General features: G+C 60.3%; 15 protein-coding genes. 10 read left to right on the forward strand and 5 right to left on the reverse strand.

The genetic code is table 11. From position 1 onward, the window contains the following. Positions 1-46: 46 nt before the first annotated feature. The 3 genes from F3H35_RS01205 to F3H35_RS01215 are packed head-to-tail and all read right to left on the reverse strand — an operon-like array spanning position 47 to position 2,164. A complete protein-coding gene (locus F3H35_RS01205; RefSeq protein WP_149777839.1) occupies positions 47-439 on the reverse strand; it encodes a GtrA family protein in 393 nt (130 codons plus the stop codon). Positions 440-444: 5 nt separating this feature from the next. Beyond that, positions 445-1,152, reverse strand: coding sequence for a NeuD/PglB/VioB family sugar acetyltransferase (locus F3H35_RS01210; protein ID WP_188129831.1), 708 nt, complete (start codon positions 1,150-1,152; stop codon positions 445-447). Next, complete coding sequence (locus F3H35_RS01215) at positions 1,130-2,164, reverse strand: glycosyltransferase family 2 protein (RefSeq protein WP_149777841.1); 1,035 nt, start codon at positions 2,162-2,164, stop codon at positions 1,130-1,132. The genes F3H35_RS01210 and F3H35_RS01215 overlap by 23 nt, the downstream gene beginning before the upstream one ends. A gap of 217 nt (positions 2,165-2,381) precedes the next feature. On the opposite strand from F3H35_RS01215, the gene F3H35_RS01220 reads away from it, so the two are divergent. Continuing rightward, the gene (locus tag F3H35_RS01220) at positions 2,382-2,873 is read left to right on the forward strand and encodes a hypothetical protein (RefSeq protein ID WP_149777842.1); all 492 of its coding nucleotides are present in this window, start codon (positions 2,382-2,384) and stop codon (positions 2,871-2,873) included. A gap of 374 nt (positions 2,874-3,247) precedes the next feature. Beyond that, a complete protein-coding gene (locus F3H35_RS01225; protein WP_149777843.1) occupies positions 3,248-4,195 on the forward strand; it encodes a glycosyltransferase family 2 protein in 948 nt (315 codons plus the stop codon). A gap of 3 nt (positions 4,196-4,198) precedes the next feature. Here the strand turns inward: F3H35_RS01225 and F3H35_RS01230 are convergent, their stop codons facing one another. After that, positions 4,199-4,684: an acyltransferase gene (locus F3H35_RS01230; RefSeq protein ID WP_149777844.1), complete on the reverse strand. Its 486-nt coding sequence runs from the start codon at positions 4,682-4,684 to the stop codon at positions 4,199-4,201. A gap of 450 nt (positions 4,685-5,134) precedes the next feature. Here F3H35_RS01230 and F3H35_RS01235 point away from each other — a divergent pair, with 450 nt between their 5' ends. From F3H35_RS01235 to F3H35_RS01265, 7 genes are all read left to right on the forward strand, one after another. Beyond that, a complete protein-coding gene (locus F3H35_RS01235) occupies positions 5,135-6,415 on the forward strand; it encodes a glycosyltransferase family 61 protein (RefSeq protein WP_149777845.1) in 1,281 nt (426 codons plus the stop codon). A 157-nt stretch (positions 6,416-6,572) separates the two neighbouring features. Beyond that, complete coding sequence (locus F3H35_RS01240) at positions 6,573-8,015, forward strand: aldehyde dehydrogenase family protein (RefSeq protein ID WP_149777846.1); 1,443 nt, start codon at positions 6,573-6,575, stop codon at positions 8,013-8,015. Between the two features lie 160 nt (positions 8,016-8,175). Beyond that, entirely contained in the window at positions 8,176-10,215 is a 2,040-nt protein-coding gene (locus F3H35_RS01245; protein WP_188129832.1) for an acyltransferase family protein, read from the forward strand. Between the two features lie 7 nt (positions 10,216-10,222). Next, positions 10,223-11,053 (forward strand): glycosyltransferase family 2 protein, encoded by an 831-nt coding sequence (locus tag F3H35_RS01250; RefSeq protein ID WP_188129833.1) that lies wholly within the window; start codon positions 10,223-10,225, stop codon positions 11,051-11,053. 93 nt (positions 11,054-11,146) lie between these two features. Beyond that, positions 11,147-13,072, forward strand: a complete 1,926-nt coding sequence (locus tag F3H35_RS01255) for an acyltransferase family protein (RefSeq protein WP_149777849.1) — start codon at positions 11,147-11,149, stop codon at positions 13,070-13,072. Between the two features lie 44 nt (positions 13,073-13,116). Continuing rightward, a complete protein-coding gene (locus F3H35_RS18990; protein WP_149777850.1) occupies positions 13,117-15,138 on the forward strand; it encodes an acyltransferase family protein in 2,022 nt (673 codons plus the stop codon). Between the two features lie 69 nt (positions 15,139-15,207). Next, the gene (locus tag F3H35_RS01265; protein ID WP_149777851.1) at positions 15,208-16,254 is read left to right on the forward strand and encodes a serine/threonine protein kinase; all 1,047 of its coding nucleotides are present in this window, start codon (positions 15,208-15,210) and stop codon (positions 16,252-16,254) included. A 157-nt stretch (positions 16,255-16,411) separates the two neighbouring features. Here the strand turns inward: F3H35_RS01265 and F3H35_RS01270 are convergent, their stop codons facing one another. Further along, positions 16,412-17,059, reverse strand: coding sequence for an RluA family pseudouridine synthase (locus F3H35_RS01270; RefSeq protein WP_149777852.1), 648 nt, complete (start codon positions 17,057-17,059; stop codon positions 16,412-16,414). 80 nt (positions 17,060-17,139) lie between these two features. On the opposite strand from F3H35_RS01270, the gene F3H35_RS01275 reads away from it, so the two are divergent. Next, the gene (locus F3H35_RS01275) at positions 17,140-17,595 is read left to right on the forward strand and encodes a GAF domain-containing protein (RefSeq protein WP_149777853.1); all 456 of its coding nucleotides are present in this window, start codon (positions 17,140-17,142) and stop codon (positions 17,593-17,595) included. The last annotated feature ends 85 nt before the right edge of the window (positions 17,596-17,680 follow it).

Genomic DNA, 17,680 nt, shown 5'->3' on the forward strand with positions numbered 1-17,680 from the left:
TCCCGATTTTTTCTTGGTCTGTGCATGATGTTGGTGATGCGTGGGTCTAGCGTGGCTTGGCGTCGGAGGCAAATACCCAATACCTTTGAATTTGAAAAAAGCTGATCGAGGCGATTACGAGTCCTACCAGCACAACCCATTGATGCGCGAAACCGAGCAAGTCCGTCCCGACATAAAGTATAAGCCATTGAAGAGAGTAGCTCGCCACATAGCCGACGAGATAGCGCAGGCTGGAATGATATCTCTTGGTCGACGAATTAAATGTCCACGTGCTGTTCGCAAGATAATTCAGCACAAGGCCCAGCAAGGTTGCGAAGAACAAAGCACTTTTCGGCCCGACACCGACAAACAACGTGAGCGAATAATATACTGCAAGTACGGACACATTCGTGATCAAACCAACAAATATGTACCTAGCGTGGACCAACCCAAACTTCATGACAATCAACCTGAAGGGGTTGCGTCAGGGGTGACTGGGCGTTCAGCCTCGCGAATAAATCTAGCCGGAACACCTGCGACCACCGTGAAATCCGCAACATCACGGGTTACGACCGCGCCAGCACCGATGACTGCGCCTTCACCGATGGAGATGTCTGGAAGTACGGTTGCGTTGGTGCCTATCGATGCAAACCGACCGATTGAAACCCGCCCGGCAATGGCCGCGCCGCCCATGATGTGAACGCCGTCAGCGATGATGCATTCATGATCCACGGTGCAGCCTGTATTCAAGATGACGCCGTCTCCCAACCTGACAAAATGATTGACCTGCACACCTTGCAGCGCGACCAACATGCTTCCAGGCTCTACGGTTTGTTTAAGGTTTGCAGATGCATCGATCAGGTTTAAAGGCGTGTGTCCACGAAGTCGCAAGTCGTTGAGGAGATGAGTTCGGACTGCTCCGTGTAAGCCACCTATGGCAACAATGAACCGGGACTTCGTGGCCAACAAGTCTGCGAGCTCGTCCCGATCGCGCATGATTGGAAAACACGACGCCCATTCAGGCACGGTTTGCGACACCAGATCCACAAGCGTGATGTTTGTGTACCCTCGGCTCAAAAGTTCCTGGGTGTATATCCTGGCCTGAGATCCGGTCCCCCAGACTATCGTTGGCTCCATAGACAAACTGTCTTCAGTCTTTTCTAGCGATTTCATCGACGATAAAGATCGGACGGTGCTTGGCCTCTGCCAGAACCCGTCCGACATACAGCCCGACGACGCTGATCACAAACAGATGAGCGCCACCCAAAAAAGTTGTCAAAATGGCAAGCGTGGCAAACCCGGCCACCTCGATTACTCCAATTGCATATTGGATCATTATGACGAAGCCAAAGACAAGGGCTCCCAGACATACCGCAAGCCCCAAACCCGCAATCCACCATAGCGGACGTTCCGAGTATGCAATTATGGCTTCCAAGGCAAGAGAAGCGAGCTTCAGATAAGTGTATGACGACTTGCCTTCCGGCCTTGTTGATCGCGGGACGCGGATTGAGCCTGTAGCGAAACCAACTTGAGCCATGATCGCCGGGAAAAGACGCAGTTGCTCGGGGTAGGCGCGATATGCGTCCGCCACCTTATGTGAAAACAACCTGAAATTACCAATCTCAGAGGACACTTCCAGACCTGAAACCCAGCGAAACATGCCGTAGAACAATCTGGACCCGTAACTGCGGCGGCGTCCATGCCCGGAGGCAGAACGTTCAGCGATCACCACATCCAATTGGTTGTCCACAGCATGTTGGTAAAGTGCGGGTATCTGCTCGGGGGGATCCTGAAGGTCACAATCCATAACGACGTACCACCGCGCCTGAGCATATGCGATCCCGGCGGAAATGGCTGCGTGTTGGCCGAAATTCCGGCTAAGGCGTATGCCTACGACGCGGCTATCCGCGGCGGCGACGGCTTCGATTTCAGTCCAGTCGTTTCCGGGGCTTCGATCATCTACCAACACCAGCTGGAAAGACAGTCCCTGCTTTTCGAGTGCTTGATGAGTTCTGTCCACCAACTCCGAAACAAATACCGCCCCCTTGTAAAAGGGTACTATGACCGCGACGTCACATGCCTCCTTTTCGTCGGTCAACCCGACGTGAGGTGCTGCGATCCTGGCCGTGAAATCCGTCATGTTGCGTTTGCTTCGCCCGGTCGGAATTTGGTCTTTGAGCTGCATAGCGCGGATCACTAGTCACTCCAAGTCACCTTGTCACCATTTTAGTTAGGCAATTAGCAACGCACGCTGACGGCGACACACCTCAACGCGTACTCATACATTGAATTGTATCGCAAACCGACACGCAACCAACGAAAACCCCTTTGTGGTAATCCTATCTGCCTATAGCGCGACACACGATCTTTACAGGCTCGCAGGTGATCTTGCGAGTGCCCGAGTGACGACGATGTTTCCCGATGAGGAACGGATGAACGTCACTCCGCCCGTTGCCGAACTTGTTGAAGTCATGAAATCACATTCATATGCCGGCCCAGAAGCCGAGGCACCAACGGTATTTGACTTCACAGGTCAATTACCCATCGCGGTCCACTTCCTGAATGGGCGTGCTCCCGGCGCACCGTGGTTCCTTGATTATTTCGGGCCCGGCTTCAGCCGTGCAATATTTGCCGAACTCGACAACAGCGTTTTCGTTAATGGCTGGGTCCTTGTTCGACAGGACGAAACGGGCGCAGTGGATCAAAACGCCCCCCACTTTCGTATGTTTCTGGAGCGCCTTGACGGTCTTGGTATTGTCTTCGAGGAGCTGTTCGAACGGGTCGCTATAGTATCTGCTCCGAATTGGGGAAGGTCTGATGAGACGTTCACCGTCAAACATTTCAAACCAGTGTCCCTGGATGCGACAAAAAACGGTGTTCCTTCCTCTCGTTGATTGGCGCTAATCGCCCCCGACCAAGCATATCATGGCACTTTCGCTTCCAGCCCTCGGGCCAATGCACCAAGACCCTGGCCAGGTTAATAACGAAGAAGCAGCTGGAAATACGCGTCGCATGGCGCCAGAAATCAACCTTCAGACATTTCGAAAATCCTGCCTCGACAGACGACTGTACTCATTTGCAATAGACTTTTATCCAATCGGGATAGTCGGCCTATGGTCTTATACAGACCTGAGGCAGGAATAAACTTCTAGATGTCCCTAATAAGTTCTCGGTTCCAATCTGGTATGGATAAAGTATCGCGTATTGTGAACCAGTTGCCGATTTTTGATATAATGCTGTTCACAGCGAATGCACGACGAGATAGCTTATGCCGGTGATGCCCAACCTCGTCTCCGTCCTCTGCGTCTCCTACAATCAAGCGGCCTATTCGGCGGCAGCATTGCGTTCGATTTTCGACCAGAGTTGCCGCGATCTCGAACTCGTCATCGTGGATGACGGATCGACAGACGGCAATCCTAACGTAATACGCGAAACCCTGAAAGACAGCCCCTTTCCCGCGCGCTTCATCGAACAGGCCAATACCGCAAACGTGCCGGGAAATTTCAACACCGCGCTCCGCGCAAGCACGGGCAGGTTCGTCACCTTCCTGTCGCTTGACGATCTGCTGCTGCCCGATTGCATCGACCGCAAGCTTGCGGTGATGCAGGCCGATGACAGCATCACCTTCGTGGCCGACCGCACCAATCGCGAGATCGACCCACAGGGCGCCACGATCACCGAACAGGCGCCGATGCCGATCAACGATGATGCTATCCAGACGGCGGATGATCTTCTGGATGTCGAATATGCCAATGCCCACAGCTTCTATATCCAGGGGCAGCTCTTCCGCCGCGATGCCATCGACGCGATAGGGGGCTTCGACGACACGCTGACCGGCGATGACATCATCCTGCGCACGCGCCTGTTTCGCCATCTCGCCGCACATCCCGAAAAGACATTCGCACTACTCCCCGGTCCCGGCTTCGCCTATCGCAAACATGGTGACAACCTGCATCGTAACAGCTTCAGACAGGTCAAGACGCTGGTCGAATGGCATGGCGCGTTCTTTGCCGACAGACCCGCCCCGGAGGTCTTGCTTAAACTGCTCGATTCCTATTTCGAAGAGCTTCTGGCCTCGGGCAACCAAAGCGCGCTCGATGCCGCCTGCGCCTATCATCCGTTGGTCGCCCAAAGGCTGCATGACTACCGCACATCCTGGAAAGGCCGACGCCGCGCGATCAAGCGCGGGATGCGCAAGCTTCTGTCGAAACCCTGAGGATCAGGCCCGCGTGCCGGGACGTTGACGCGCAGGATTTCCCGTCACGACGGCACCTGCAGGCACGTTTTTGGTCACTACGGCCCCGGCCCCGATCATGGCCCCCGCGCCAATGGTCAGGCCGGGAAGGATCGTGGCGCCCCCCCCGATCGAGGCTCCGACCCCCACGCGCGTCTTGAGAAACGCCTCGGGATACTCCTTGGATCGTGGGGTCTTGTCATTCGTGAAGGTGACATTGGGTCCGACGAACACGCGATCTTCAAGGGTCAGCCCATCGTAAAGCCGCACACCATTCTTGACGGTCACATCATCACCGATCGAGACGTCGTTCTCGATGAAGCAATGCGAACAGATATTGACGTTTCGCCCGATACTCGCCCCTTCCAGCACAACACAGAACTGCCAGATGCGGGTGCCCGATCCGATCTGTGCCGTATGCACATCCGACAACGGATGGATGAAAACGCCGTCTTCTTCCTTGTGGACCATCCTTCACCCTCCGCCCCGGACCTCTCCAAGCCGTGCCATAACATGCCGCCATGTGCAACGGGCAGGGCCTGTGCCCCGCGTCTCGTCCATGGTATGTTCGGCGCTTGCCGCGCATCTGCGGCTTGCCCGATGTCACAGCGGACCGATCTGTGCCGCCACACCGGCCATGGACTTGAAAAATCGAAGATTTGGCAAGTGACAGCGACGTGCCGCATGACTAAAAGGCCTCGGAATACCCCGATGACCGGTCTTTGACGATATGTTCCTTAAGAAGTATGAAAACACGATGGGCCCGCATTCGGCCGGGCAGATCTCGGATCGAGATCTTCTCGCGATGCGCAGCATTACCCTGTCCATCGGCATCCGAGTGAAAACTCATGCCCAAGCGCTCTATCGGCATTCCACAACGGAAAACCGTGTGACAAGAATGTCGTGAAAGGGCCTTTGTAGATGTTCAACTTCCTGGTCAGAAAATATCAGCGCAAAACCTACAAGCTATGCGTGCGATCGCTGGCAAGGTTCTTTACCTATGAGGCGGATGAAGGCGACTTTCGCTGGTATCATCACCTGTTTCTGAAACTCGCCTCCTTTCCGTCCCAGGGATTTCGCCACTGGCACATCCACGGCGCGCTCGAGCTGTCTAAACCCGTTGCCGATCTCGCCCCCGAAGAAGCTTACGAGTCGCGCGCGCCCACGCCTGTCGGCAAGGACAGCGCCGTCCACGATGGAGTATTCCCACCGATCAAGGCCCGCCAGCTCGACAATATCGCGGCATCCGCCCTCAGCTCGTCTTTCCTCAAGTCGAAAACCGTCTACGTGCCGGATTATTACCTCGGCAAGAAAGGCCCGGTCATCGCCGACGGCAACGTGCTGTTCTGGTATGGCGTCCATGGGGAAGGCTTGGTCCATGAAGGCCCTCGGCATCCGCAACCAAAAGGTATCAAGGTCTTCGGCATGGGGGCCAATAACTGGTACCATTGGCTTCTGGACATCCTTCCATCGGCCTATCTTGCCCAATCCCTTCCCGACCGGTTCAAGACATATCCGCTGATCGTCCCGCAGGCGGCTTTGGATATGCCGCAGTTCCGGGAAAGTGTGGAGCTGTTCAAGGGCACGCGCGAGCTGATTGGTATAGACACAGATCTCTATGACTTCGAAGACCTGATTTCGATCGATCCGATCCTGCACGAACCGATCAACATGCGGCCCGGCTATTGGCCCGAAACAAGCGACTACTCATTCAACCCTCGTGTTCTGATGGCGTATCGTCAGGACATTCTGGACAAGCTCCACATCAGCGAGCCAACCGGTCCCACCCGGCTTTTCCTTGCGCGCGGAAATGATCGCAGGCCCTACAATCAGGATGAACTTCTGTCGATTGCCGAGGCGCGCGGCTTCGAGGCGGTTTATCCCGAACTTCTGTCCTTTCGCGAACAGGTCGCTTTATTTGCCGGGGCGCGGTTCATCATGGGCCCGTCAGGTGCCGCTTTCGCAAATTCGCTCTTTTGCACCCCGGGCTGCCGGTTACTGAGCTGGCTCGTGCCGCAATATTCCGGCTTTTGTTCCTATTCCAATATCGCCAGCACGGTCGGAACCGAGCTGAGATACCTCTTCGGGAACCACACCACGCCCATTCACAGCACATTCGATGCGTTTCGCGCCACCTACACCATCGATGTAGCCGAGTTTGAAACCGCGCTCGACAGGATGCTGAACGCGGACGATTTCTGAAAGATCGCTACCAAGGCGCCCTGTCCTGCGCGCTTCCATCGGGCCGAACCCCGACCGCCATCACAATTTGATCAAATTCCACCCATCACCGCCTCTCCCGCCTTGCGGTCCCCGGATCCGCCTGACAAGCTGCTCCCAAATTCAAGGAGGTCAGCCAATGATCGAAAAACGGCAATTCTACATTGATGGCGCCTGGGTCAACCCGCGCGCCGGCACCGATTACCACGTGATCGACCCTTCCACCGAAGATCCCTGCGCTGTGATCTCGCTTGGCGGTCAGGCCGACACCGATGCGGCCGTCGCCGCCGCGCACGCGGCCTTTCCCTCATGGCGCCGCACCAGCAAGGCCGAGAGGCTGGCGCTCGTCGAAAAGCTCTATGACGTCTACAAGTCCCGCTCCGAAGAGATGGCCCAGGCCATCAGCATGGAAATGGGCGCGCCCATCGACATGGCCCGCCAGCAACAGGCCGGCGCGGGCCTCGGGCATATCAAGGCGTTCCTGACGGTGGCGAAGGATTTCGAATTCATCGAACCGCTCGGCGATCACGCCCCCAATGACCGGATCGTGCATGAACCGATTGGCGTGGTGGCGATGATCACGCCCTGGAACTGGCCCATGAACCAGGTCACGCTCAAGGTGATCGCGGGCGCCATCGCGGGCTGCACCATGGTCCTCAAACCGTCCGAGGAATCGCCGCTCTCGGCCATGCTCTTCGCCGAGATGATGCATGAGGCGGGATTTCCCAAGGGGGTGTTCAACCTGGTGAATGGCGACGGCGCGGGCGTGGGCACGCAGCTGTCGACCCATGAGCATGTCGACATGGTCAGCTTCACGGGCTCCTCGCGCGCCGGCAAGCTCATTTCCAAGGCCGCTGCCGACACGCTCAAGCGGGTCAGTCTCGAACTGGGCGGCAAGGGCGCGAACCTGATCTTTGCGGATGCCGACGACAAGGCCGTGAAGCGCGGTGTCCTGCATTGCATGAACAATTCCGGTCAGTCCTGTAACGCACCCACCCGAATGCTCGTTCAACGCGACATCTACGATCAGGCCGTCGAAACCGCAGCCGAAGTCGCCAATTCTGTTCAGGTCGGCTCGGGCCATGACGAAGGCCGGCACATGGGCCCCGTCGTCAACGAGGTGCAGTTCAACAAGATCCAGGACCTGATCCAGAAGGGCATCGACGAAGGCGCGCGCCTTGTCGCGGGCGGCGTCGGGCGCCCCGACGGGCTCAATCGCGGCTTCTATGTGCGCCCCACGGTCTTTGCGGATGTCACCAACGACATGACCATCGCCCGCGAGGAAATCTTCGGCCCCGTCCTGTCGATCATGGCCTTCGACACCGAGGAAGAGGCGCTCGCCATCGCCAATGACACGCCCTACGGGCTGACCAACTATGTCCAGACACAGGATCCCGCCCGCGCCAATCGCTGCGCGCTGGCCCTGCGATCGGGCATGGTCGAGATGAATGGCCAGAGCCGCGGTCTCGGCTCGCCCTTCGGCGGCATGAAACAGTCCGGCAATGGCCGCGAGGGCGGCAAATGGGGCATCGAGGACTTCCTCGAGGTCAAGGCCGTCTCCGGCTGGACCGAAGGCGCCTGACCCAAGGCACCGATCCGCGCGCGGGGTCGCCCAAAAGGCCCCGCGCGCGGTCACAGCTGCGTCAAAGCGGCGTTTTTTCGCCCGGCCCGGCTTGCAAGCTGCCCCCACGTGGCTAATGAGGGGGCGCAACACGGATCAAACGGGAGCGTCGCGGCGCGCCATGAAATACAGAGCTGAGATCGACGGGCTGCGCACGGTGGCGGTGGTGCCGGTGGTGCTGTTCCATGCCGGATGGGACGTGTTCTCGGGCGGCTATGTCGGCGTCGATGTGTTCTTCGTGATCTCGGGCTTTCTCATCACCTCGATCATCATCGGCGAACGCGCCGAGGGCCGTTTCTCGATCCTGCGCTTTTACGAGCGCCGCGCGCGCCGCATCCTGCCCGCCCTTTTCGTCGTGCTCGCCGCCACCCTGCCCTTCGCATGGGCCTGGATGCCACCCGACGCGTTCGAGGATTTCCTGCGCAGCCTCGCCTTTGCAGCGCTCTTCATCTCGAACGTTCATTTCTGGGAATATTCGGGCTATTTCGCGCAAGCCTCAGAAATGCGCCCGCTTCTGCACACCTGGAGCCTCGCGGTCGAGGAACAATACTACCTCCTCTTCCCGCTGCTGATGGCCGCTCTTGGCGCCTTCAGCCGCCGCAAGCATATCGCGGTGATCGGGGTTCTGGCCTTCCTGTCGCTCGCGCTCAGCGAATGGGGCTGGCGGAACTATCCGGAAGAAAACTTCTTCTTCACATTCTCCCGCATGTGGGAGCTGTTTGCAGGCTCGCTTTGCGCCTTCATCGCCTTCCGCCGCGAGCTGCGCGGCAACCAGATCCTGTCGCTCATCGGCATGGGCCTGATCCTGTGGTCGGTCTTCGCCTATGACGCCTCGGTGCCTTTTCCCTCGGTCTACACTTTGGTGCCGGTGGTGGGCACTGCCCTCGTTCTGCTCTTCGCACAACAAGGCACGGCCGTCGCATGGGTCCTGTCGCGCAAACTGCCCGTCGTGATCGGGCTGATCAGCTATTCGGCTTACCTTTGGCACCAGCCGCTTCTGGCCTTCGCCCGCATCCGCAGCCTGCATGAGCCATCCCTTTGGCTCATGAGCGGGCTGGCTCTCGCCAGTTTCGCGCTCGCCGCCCTCACCTGGCGCTATGTCGAACAGCCCTTCCGCTCGGGCCCCCACCGCATGCTCCTGCCCGCTCGCCCCGCGCTCTTCGGCGCCAGCCTCGCCGGCATCGCCGCCTTCGCCGCCTTCGGCTTCACCGGCCTCGCCGCCGACTGGAGCAACGCGCGCCTCACCGCGAAAATGACGCCGTTCTACAGCACCGCGCTTTATCCGTCGGTCGATCTGCGCCCCATTCCCAACTGCTACGACCTGAATGCCAATCCCGATCTCGATTCCTATAGCGAGGTCATCTGCCGCGTCTACGAAGCAGAGGGCGCCCCCTCCAGCACCATCGCCGTCTTCGGCGACAGCCATGCGCAGGCGATCCTGCCCGCGCTGGACAAATACGCCGCGACCCACAACGCCACCGTTCTCAAATCCGGCCTTCCCGGCTGTCCGCCGCTCTTGGACACCTATATCTGGGGCGGTCCCCTGAACCTCGGCACCTGTTACGCCACCGCCCGCGCGCAGGCCCGGTTCGTGGCGGAAAACGATGTCGATACCGTGATCCTCGTGGCCCGCTGGTCGGTCTATTCCCACGGCGAATACAACCCCGCCGACAACCTCATCTTCCTCACCGAAGAGCCGACACCCCAATCCTGGGGGATCGAGTCCTCGCATGACGTACTCAGCCGCAGCCTTCCCGCCACGGTGAGGCACTACCGCGACCTCGGCGTGAATGTGGTGGTCGTCGAGCAAGTGCCCCAGCAAAAGGCCGTGCCCGTCGACGTAACCTACAAGGCGATCTTCCGCCAATTGGACGAGACCGAGGCACAGGCATATTTCCACGACACCGCCGTCAACGCCGATGAAAACGACCGCCTGCAGCAATCGGCCTCCGACATCATCCGCGCCCTCGATGGCGTCACCGTGATCGAAACCTCCGCACCCTTCATGCGGGACGGCAAATACCAGTGGTTCCTCGATGGCGCGCTGGCCTATACCGACGATGACCACCTGTCGACCTATGGCGCGGCCCTCCTGCAGGACACCTTCGCCGACGCCTTGCGCTCGCTCTCCGAGGTCAGCCAGACAACGGGGGGCAATTGACGCGGTCATGGTGCTTTCATCGCTCAAACGCTACATCGCCTCGCTGCCGAAACGGCGGATCGAGGCGCGTCTCGCCCAAACGGGCAACCGGCTTTGTGTCCTCGGCATCGTCAAAAACGAGGTCGAGGCGATCGACGAGTGGGTCGAACATTACCTTTGGCAGGGCGCCGCCGGGATTTTCGTGATCGACAATGGCAGCGATGACGGCACCCTCGAGGCCCTGCAGAAATGGGTCGAGCGCGGCAAGGTCGAGCTTATCCAACTGAACAAACCGCACCGCCAGCGCCAGCATTACTGGACCGCGATCAAGGCTTTTCGGCTGCGCCAGCGATTTGAATGGCTGCTCATCGCCGATGCCGATGAATTCTGGTTCTGCCGCGATGGCAGCACCCTGCAGCACAAGCTCGACACGCTCGAGGGCATCGACTGGGTCAAGCTGATCTATGCCCGCTGGACACTCTTCGGCAGTTCCGGCCATGACGAACAGCCCGCCAGCATCCGCAAGGGCTTTGTCCATCGGCAAGAGGCGTTTGGCTCGCTGCTTCATGCGAAATGGATCTGCCGTACCGCCGATCTCAAACGCTTCGGCATGCTCGACATCCACCGTGTGCGCGGCATCTGCTCGTCCAAGACCGTGATGCTGGACGATATCTTCCAGGTCAACCATTATCAGATCCAGAGCCGCTCATTCTACACGCGCAAGAAGCTTACACGCGGAGATGTGATTTCTGCACGCAATATTCGTCACATACAAAATTTCGAGGAGCTGGACCAAAGATGCACTGTCCGGGACGATACGCTCGCCAATAGGGTGCCAGACGACTCCAGAAACACGTAAGACCAGACATCATGCGAAACTTGGGCTTTATACTCGGTGCGCACGAAACTATGAGGGCGCAACACGGATCAAACGGGAGCGTCGCGGCGCGCCATGAAATACAGAGCTGAGATCGACGGGCTGCGCACGGTGGCGGTGGTGCCGGTGGTGCTGTTCCATGCCGGCTGGGACGTGTTCTCGGGCGGTTATGTCGGCGTCGATGTGTTCTTCGTGATCTCGGGCTTTCTCATCACCTCGATCATCATCGGCGAACGCGCCGAGGGGCGTTTCTCCATCCTGCGCTTTTACGAGCGCCGCGCCCGCCGCATCCTGCCCGCCCTTTTCGTCGTGCTCGCCGCCACCCTGCCCTTCGCATGGGCCTGGATGCCGCCCGACGCGTTCGAGGATTTCCTGCGCAGCCTCGCTTTCGCAGCCCTTTTCATCTCGAACGTGCATTTCTGGGAATATTCGGGCTATTTCGCGCAAGCCTCGGAAATGCGCCCGCTTCTGCACACCTGGAGCCTCGCGGTCGAGGAGCAATATTACGTCTTTTTCCCGCTCCTGATGGCCGCCCTCGGCGCCTTCAGCCGCCGCAAGCATATCGCGGTGATCGGGGTTCTGGCCTTCCTGTCGCTCGCGCTCAGCGAATGGGGCTGGCGGAACTATCCGGAAGAAAACTTCTTCTTCACATTCTCCCGCATGTGGGAGCTGTTTGCAGGCTCGCTTTGCGCCTTCATCGCCTTCCGCCGCGAGCTGCGGGGCAACCAGATCCTGTCGCTCATCGGCATGGGCCTGATCCTGTGGTCAGTCTTCGCCTATGACGCCTCGGTGCCCTTTCCTTCGGTCTATACGCTGGTGCCGGTCATCGGCACGGCCCTAGTTCTGCTCTTTGCCCAACAGGGTACGGCGGTCGCCTGGGTCCTGTCGCGCAAGCTGCCGGTGGCCATCGGGCTGATCAGCTATTCGGCCTATCTCTGGCACCAGCCGCTTCTGGCCTTCGCGCGCATCCGCAGCCTGCATGAGCCATCCCTTTGGCTGATGAGCGGGCTAGCGCTGGCCAGTTTCGCGCTCGCCGCCCTTACCTGGCACTATGTCGAACAGCCCTTCCGCTCGGGCCCCCACCGCATGCTCCTGCCCGCGCGCCCCGCCCTCTTCGGCGCCAGCCTCGCCGGCATCGCCGCCTTCGCGGCAATCGGCATGGCCGGAAAATCCACCGACTGGAGCAATGCCGCATTCGCCAGCCCGATGATGCGCGCCTATGGGCAATCCCTTCGCATCAATCACGGGCTGAACGATGCCTGCGCCGACAGTTTCAAGGCCCCCGAAGCCTGCCGCACCGGCGACGCGCCCGAGCTTCTGATCTGGGGCGACAGCTATGCCATGCATCTGGTGCCGGGCTTTCTGGCCTCGGACCCCGCCCCAGTTCTCAAGCAAAGCACGATCTATTCCTGCAGCCCCGTCCTCGGCGTGACCGCCACGACCGACCGGGCCACAGAACACGCGCTGCATTGTCTGAATTTCAACGCGCGCACCCTTGATTGGCTGGCGGGCCAGGACAGCGTCACACATGTGGTGCTGTCCTCACCCTTCCATCTGGTCGGCACCAATCTGCTCACCTCCGAGGGCAAGATCATCCCTGCAGGCGACAACACCGACCTGCTGATCGCGGCCATGCAGAATACCGTCACCGCCATTCGCGCGCTTGGCAAGAAGGTCATCGTCTTTGCCCCCACGCCCAGCCTCGGCACGGATCTTGGCACTTGTGCGGTCAAGGCGATCGCCTATCTCAACGACGAAGCCTATTGCGACTTCGATCAGGCCAGCGCCCGCAACGCGGCACTCGAGACATTCTTCGACCGGCTGGCGCAAGTGGTGCCGGTCGTGACCCTCGAAGACATGATTTGCGACGGTACGCGCTGCGATGTGGTGCAGGACGGCGTCGTGCTCTATCGCGATGCGGGCCACCTGTCGATCCCCGGATCACGGTGGCTGGGTGCCCGACATGATTTCTGGGGCCTCACCCGTAACCGGGCCGAGTGAGCGAGCGACATGATGAGCAACGAGACATCCAAAAGGCCCGCGCCATGAAGTACAGAGCTGAGATCGACGGGCTGCGCACGGTGGCGGTGGTGCCGGTGGTGCTGTTCCATGCCGGCTGGGACGTGTTCTCGGGCGGCTATGTCGGCGTCGATGTGTTCTTCGTGATCTCGGGCTTTCTCATCACCTCGATCATCATCGGCGAACGCGCCGAGGGCCGTTTCTCCATCCTGCGCTTTTACGAGCGCCGCGCCCGGCGCATTCTGCCCGCACTTTTCGTGGTGCTCGCCGCGACGCTACCCTTTGCATGGGCCTGGATGCCGCCCGACGCGTTCGAGGATTTCCTGCGCAGCCTCGCTTTCGCAGCCCTTTTCATCTCGAACGTGCATTTCTGGGAATATTCCGGCTATTTCGCCCAGGCCTCGGAAATGCGCCCACTTCTGCACACCTGGAGCCTCGCGGTCGAGGAACAATATTACCTTCTCTTCCCGCTCTTGATGGCCGCCCTTGGCGCCTTCAGCCGCCGCAAGCATATCGCGGTGATCGGGGTGCTGGCCTTCCTGTCGCTCGCGCTTAGCGAATGGGGCTGGCGCAACTACCCGGAAGAAAACTTCTTCTTCACCTTCTCGCGCATGTGGGAGCTGTTTGCAGGCTCGCTTTGCGCCTTCATCGCCTTTCGCCGCGAGCTGCGCGGCAACCAGATCCTGTCGCTCATCGGCATGGGCCTGATCCTGTGGTCGGTCTTCGCCTATGACGCCTCGGTGCCCTTTCCTTCGGTCTACACACTGGTGCCGGTCATCGGCACAGCGCTGGTGCTGCTCTTTGCCCAACAGGGTACGGCCGTCGCCTGGGTGCTGTCGCGCAAGCTGCCCGTCGCAATCGGACTGATCAGCTATTCGGCCTATCTCTGGCACCAGCCGCTTCTGGCCTTCGCGCGCATCCGCAGCCTGCATGAGCCCTCACTCTGGCTCATGAGCGGGCTGGCGCTGGCCAGTTTCGCGCTTGCCGCCCTCACCTGGCGCTATGTCGAACAGCCCTTCCGCTCGGGCCCCCACCGCATGCTCCTGCCCGCTCGCCCCGCCCTCTTCGGCGCCAGCCTCGCCGGAATCGCCGCCTTCGCCGCCTTCGGCTTCACCGGCCTCGCCGCCGACTGGAGCAACGCGCGCCTCACCGCGAAAATGACGCCGTTCTACTCGGAATTTCTGCAAACTACCCACGGCATGTCCCACCCGGAAGGCTGCACCGGCTTTGGCGATGTCGGACAGGCGCCGCAACTGGTGTGCCCTGTCCATGATTACGCGGATGCGACGCAAACCATCGCCGTGTTCGGCGACAGCCATGCCGACGCGATCCTGCCCGCCTTCGAGGCTTTTGCCGACAACACACGAACCAAGGTGGTCAAGATGGGAACGGCCGGCTGCCCGCCCCTTCTGGGCGTCTATGTTTGGAACGGAAATTATGCGCTTGGCGTTTGCCACGCAGCCGCCGAGGCACAGGCAAAATTCGTTCAGGAAAACGATATCTCGGCTGTGGTGCTGGTCGCCCGTTGGTCACTTTATACGCAAGCCGGTTACGAGGGGCATGGTCGGCACTATCTGCTCAATGACGAAAACGCACTGCAAACCGGCGGGCCGTCGGCCTCGCGCGCCGTATTCGAGGCAGCAGTCCGGCGCACCGCCGAGTTCTATGCGGGACTTGGCGTCAAGCTCTTCGTCGTCGAACAGATCCCTCAACTGACCTTCGAGCCGAAGGACATCGTCTATGCGGCCCTGTTCCAGGACCGGAGCGGCGAAAGCGCCTTGAGCTTCTTTGATCTGCAAACCCTGCCCGCAGAGCGTCACCAGACCTTGCAAAGCTACAACTTGGGCGTTTTTCAGAGCGTCGAAGACCTGACGCTTGTATCCTTCGGAGATGCCTTCCTGCGCGATGGCGCCTTCCATTGGGCCTTTGACGGCAAAAGCGCCTATAGCGATGCCAATCACCTCTCGATCCACGGCGCACGCATGTTGCAGGATCGGGTCCAACACATGCTCCAGAGCACACGGCAAGCCCCGGCCGTTACCGACTGACGCGGTTCTGCATATGGCGGCCCTCGCATACTCTTTCCCTGTCCGGCGAAAACCCCTAAGACAATCGCGATGAGCACGCGCCCCGATATCGCAATCAAAGCCTTCGTGCCCGAAACCGTGCACAAACGCGACATCTTCTCCGAGACCATCTCGGGGCATCTCGAAGGCGTCAGCGATTTTCCGGTCGTCCTGCGCAAACTCGACACCGTGCCGATCTATGCCCGTGCAATCGCGTGGGCGCTCGCGCGTCGCGAGACCCGTGCCCTGCGCGCCGTCACCGGGATCGAAGGCTGCCCCCTGCTGATCCGCGTCGATCGCAGTGGCCTGCTGCGCAGCTGGACCCAAGGGACACCGCTGCAGCTGGCAAAGCCCTCCGATCCGGCGTGGTACCGCGACGCAAAACGCCTGCTGCGCCAGATGCGCCGCGCCGGTGTGACCCATAACGACATCGCCAAACCGCAGAACTGGCTGATGACACCCGCAGGCCGCGCCGCAGTGATCGATTTTCAGCTGGCCACCGTGCATCGCCGCCGGGGCAAGCTCTTCCGGATCATGGCCCGCGAGGATCTGCGCCATCTGCTCAAGCAGAAACGCGCCTATGCCCCGGATCTGCTCACCCCTTCCGAATCCCGGATGCTGGCGCAAAAAGCGCTGCCTGCGCAAATCTGGATGGCCACCGGCAAGCGCCTTTACAATTTCATCACCCGACGCCTGATGAACTGGTCGGATGGGGAAGGCACCGAGGACCGGATCGAACGCGATGGCCCCGGCCTGCGCGCGGCGCTCCTGAAACACCCGAATGTCACGGATATCGCGCTTTACACCTACGCACGCCCTGCCAAGGGTGTGGGGCTTTACGCTTTCGTGGAAACCGATCTCGATGCCGGTCGCATCTCGGCGCTGACCCCCGATCCCGCCCCCGATCTCATGCAGCCGGTCGCAAGACTGCCGCGCGACGCCGCCGGCGCCATCCGCCATGACGCCTTGCAGCTTGTCGCCACGAACCGGCTCGACGAGCTCACCGGCCTGACCGCCACAGACCCCGAGCTCGAGCGCGTGCTGAAACCGATCGTCGCGGACCGGCTCAACCTGACCGACCGTGTGCTTCGGTCCTGACCGGGTTTGGGGGCCTTGCCCCCGACATTGAAATCCTTGCGGGATTTCAATGCCTCCCCCAGGATATTTCCAGCCAGAAGAAACATGAGCGCGGCGCGTCTTTCATCGTTCCCCAAATACTCCCGCCGGAGGCCCCCACCCGCCCGAAGCACGCCGCTCAGAAAGGGGTCTTGGCCCGAAACCGCAGGCCCATGCCGCCATCGGGATGACGCAGGCGCAATTCTTCGGAATGCAGCATCAAGCGGGGATGATCCGCGGCGGCACCGCTGGCATAGAGCGGATCGCCCAGGATGGGATGCCCAAGCGCCAGCATATGCACTCGCAACTGGTGGCTGCGCCCGGTCTTCGGCGCCAGCCGCACCCTTGTCTCGCCTTGCGCATGGCGCAGCACCCGCCAATCGGTCAGCGCGGGTTTGCCGGTCTCGTGGCACACTTTCTGCAGCGGACGGTTCGGCCAGTCGACGATCAGCGGCAGATCCACCGTGCCGGCCTTCGGCTCAAGCATCCCCCAGACCCGGGCCACATAGGTCTTCTTCATCTGCCGTTTTTCGAATTGCAGGCCCAGATGCCGTTGCGCATGCGGGCTCAGCGCAAAGACCATGACACCCGATGTGTCGCGGTCCAGACGATGCACCAGCAGCGCATTCGGAAACGCCTCCTGCACCCGCGCGATCAGGCAATCGGCCAGATGCGGCCCCTTGCCCGGCACCGACAGAAGACCCGCAGGCTTGTTGACCACGAGGATCTCGTGATCATCGTGCAGCACCTCGAGAGGCACCTGTGGCGGTGAGTATGCACTGTCCATGCGCGGCGCTCTACAGCACCTTGAGCGGTGATGCCACAGCCCTCTGGTCTCGTGGCGCGGCCTGTGGCATGAGAGGACCCATGCGCATCGATTATCCCACCATCTCGAAAACCATTGCAGCCCTGACCGAAGGCGAAACCGATGCCATCGCCCTGATGGCCACGATCGTCTGCGAGCTGCATCATGCAGATGACCGCTTCGACTGGACCGGGTTCTACAGGGTCACCGCTCCCGAGCTTTTGAAGATCGGCCCCTATCAGGGCGGGCATGGCTGTCTTGTGATCCCCTTCTCGCGGGGGGTTTGCGGGGCTGCGGCCCGCACGCGAGAGGTGCAGCTTGTCGACGATGTCGATGCGTTCGCCGATCACATCGCCTGTTCCAGCTCGACCCGTTCGGAAATCGTGCTGCCTGTCTTCGATGGCGCTGGCCGGGTCATCGCCGTTCTGGATATCGACAGCGACCGTCCCGCCGCTTTCGATCAGGCCGATGCCGACGGGCTGGCCGCGATCCTGAGCGACGTGTTCGGCAAGCTCTGAACCAGCCTTCCGCGCAACGCCTGTACCCGGTCCACCGACATCTCGCATGCGCTGCAGCGCGGCGTGAAATTTCCTTTGATTTTTT

Origin of the sequence: Roseovarius litoreus (assembly GCF_900142765.1) — a bacterium.
GTDB lineage: Bacteria > Pseudomonadota > Alphaproteobacteria > Rhodobacterales > Rhodobacteraceae > Roseovarius > Roseovarius litoreus.

Bases quoted from the DNA above. Each gene is read 5' to 3' on its own strand.
- F3H35_RS01230 (WP_149777844.1), bottom strand. From the start codon at position 4,684: ATGGTCCACAAGGAAGAAGACGGCGTTTTCATCCATCCGTTGTCGGAT.
- F3H35_RS01275 (WP_149777853.1), top strand. From the start codon at position 17,140: ATGCGCATCGATTATCCCACCATCTCGAAAACCATTGCAGCCCTGACC.
- F3H35_RS01225 (WP_149777843.1), top strand. From the start codon at position 3,248: ATGCCGGTGATGCCCAACCTCGTCTCCGTCCTCTGCGTCTCCTACAAT.
- F3H35_RS01245 (WP_188129832.1), top strand. From the start codon at position 8,176: ATGAAATACAGAGCTGAGATCGACGGGCTGCGCACGGTGGCGGTGGTG.
- F3H35_RS01210 (WP_188129831.1), bottom strand. From the start codon at position 1,152: ATGAAATCGCTAGAAAAGACTGAAGACAGTTTGTCTATGGAGCCAACG.
- F3H35_RS01235 (WP_149777845.1), top strand. From the start codon at position 5,135: ATGTTCAACTTCCTGGTCAGAAAATATCAGCGCAAAACCTACAAGCTA.
- F3H35_RS01265 (WP_149777851.1), top strand. From the start codon at position 15,208: ATGAGCACGCGCCCCGATATCGCAATCAAAGCCTTCGTGCCCGAAACC.
- F3H35_RS01215 (WP_149777841.1), bottom strand. From the start codon at position 2,164: ATGCAGCTCAAAGACCAAATTCCGACCGGGCGAAGCAAACGCAACATG.
- F3H35_RS01255 (WP_149777849.1), top strand. From the start codon at position 11,147: ATGAAATACAGAGCTGAGATCGACGGGCTGCGCACGGTGGCGGTGGTG.
- F3H35_RS18990 (WP_149777850.1), top strand. From the start codon at position 13,117: ATGAAGTACAGAGCTGAGATCGACGGGCTGCGCACGGTGGCGGTGGTG.
- F3H35_RS01250 (WP_188129833.1), top strand. From the start codon at position 10,223: ATGGTGCTTTCATCGCTCAAACGCTACATCGCCTCGCTGCCGAAACGG.
- F3H35_RS01205 (WP_149777839.1), bottom strand. From the start codon at position 439: ATGAAGTTTGGGTTGGTCCACGCTAGGTACATATTTGTTGGTTTGATC.
- F3H35_RS01240 (WP_149777846.1), top strand. From the start codon at position 6,573: ATGATCGAAAAACGGCAATTCTACATTGATGGCGCCTGGGTCAACCCG.
- F3H35_RS01270 (WP_149777852.1), bottom strand. From the start codon at position 17,059: ATGGACAGTGCATACTCACCGCCACAGGTGCCTCTCGAGGTGCTGCAC.